Below are 1,702 nucleotides of genomic sequence, written 5' to 3' on the forward strand. Positions count from 1 at the left end.
AGCCCGGATCCACCGATCGGGATCATGTCGTAGCGGTCTGGATGCGGGTCGTTGCATGAGAAATCCCTTGTGGTGCAGGAGAATCGAAGTTCTTGACGCTTCTATTCGACCTGATCACAAGGGACATCTCGTAGGTGCAACTCTCTCATACCCCGGCGGCGACGTCAGCGGTCTTCGATGACCCGAACCTGATCGGGTCGGCCGGGCTGGTCCCGATCCTGCGGTTGGCCGAAACGGCGGGCCTGGGCGCGTTGGCCGATGAGCGGCTGAGCGTGCCCACCGACAAGGGCGCCAACGCCGGCGCCAAGGTGAGCGCCCTGGTGGCGGGGATGGTCGCCGGCGCCGACAGCATCGAGGACATGGCGCTGTTGCGGCACGGCGGGATGGGTCGGGTCTTCGGCCGCTGCTACGCGCCCTCGACGTTGGGCTCGTTCCTGCGGACCTTCACGTTCGGGCACGTGCGCCAGCTCGACGCGGTCGCCTCGAGGTTCCTCACCAGGCTGGCCATGGACACTCCGCTGGTCGCCGGCGTGAGCGAGGTGGCGGTGGTCGACATCGACGACACCATCGTCGAGGTCCACGGCTACGCCAAACAGGGCGCCGGGTTCGGCTACACCAAGGTCCGCGGCCTGAACGCTCTGATCGCGACCGTCTCCACCGAGTCGTGCGCGCCGGTGATCGTCGCGCAACGGTTGCGGAAGGGCTCGGCCAACTCCGCCCGCGGTGCCCAGCGGCTGGTCCGTGATGCGTTGAAGACGACTCGTACCCTCGTCCGAGGCGCCGGTGGCCCCGGGCCCGGCCGGGTGCTGGTGCGGGCGGACTCGGCCTACTACGGGCATCCCGTGATCGGTGCCGCGGTCAAGACCGGGGCGGAGGTCTCGGTCACCGTCCGCCTCGACAAACGCGTCAAGGCCGCCATCAGCGCGATCGCCGATGACGCGTGGACCACCATCGAGTACCCACGGGCGGTCTTCGACGAAGACAGCAACACCTGGATCTCCTCGGCGCAGGTCGCCGAGGTGCCCTATGTCGCATTCACGTCGAAGAAGAAGACCCAGGTTCCCGGGCGGCTCGTCGTGCGGCGCATCCCCGACGCCAACGCCGAGAAGAAGAAGCGCGCCGGGCAGGACGGCCTGTTCGAGCTGTGGCGGCATCACGCGTTCTTCACCACCACCCCCGAAGGCATCGCGGACACCGTCGCCGTCGATAAGGTTCACCGCGCGCACGCCATCATCGAGCAGGTCCACGCCGACCTGAAGAGCTCCGCGCTGGCGCACCTGCCCTCGGGCAAGTTCACCGCCAACGCCGCCTGGCTGGTCCTTGCCGTCATGGCCTTCAACCTCACCCGCGCCGCCGCCACCCTCACCGACGCCCGTCGCCTGGCGAGAGCGACGACCCCGACCGTGCGCCGCACCCTGGTCCACGTTCCGGCCCGGGTCGCGACCTCCGCCCGACGGCTGACCCTGCACCTGCCTCGGGCCTGGCCCTGGCAGCACGCCTGGACAGTCCTCTTCGAGCGCGTCCACGCCCCACCGGCGACAATCGCGCCCTGACCACCCAGCCGCCACCGGGCGGCGCGACCAAGGAACATCCAGTGGAACCCTCCCGGCAGCGAGGCCGGGAGGTCACCCCTGCCCCGACATCACCACCCGAGACTCATCCTCGCGAGGCCAACACCCAAAACGTCATCGGTGGATCCGGG

The 1,702-nt window shown here is 69.0% G+C and carries 1 protein-coding gene; it reads left to right on the forward strand.

Translation table 11 applies throughout. The annotated features are described in order from the left end of the window. Positions 1 to 134 precede the first annotated feature (134 nt). Positions 135 to 1,553, forward strand: a complete 1,419-nt coding sequence (locus GA707_RS20580; RefSeq protein WP_152180315.1) for an IS1380 family transposase — start codon at positions 135 to 137, stop codon at positions 1,551 to 1,553. Positions 1,554 to 1,702 lie beyond the last annotated feature (149 nt).

It is taken from the genome of Nostocoides sp. F2B08 (assembly GCF_009184895.1).
Lineage (GTDB): Bacteria > Actinomycetota > Actinomycetes > Actinomycetales > Dermatophilaceae > F2B08.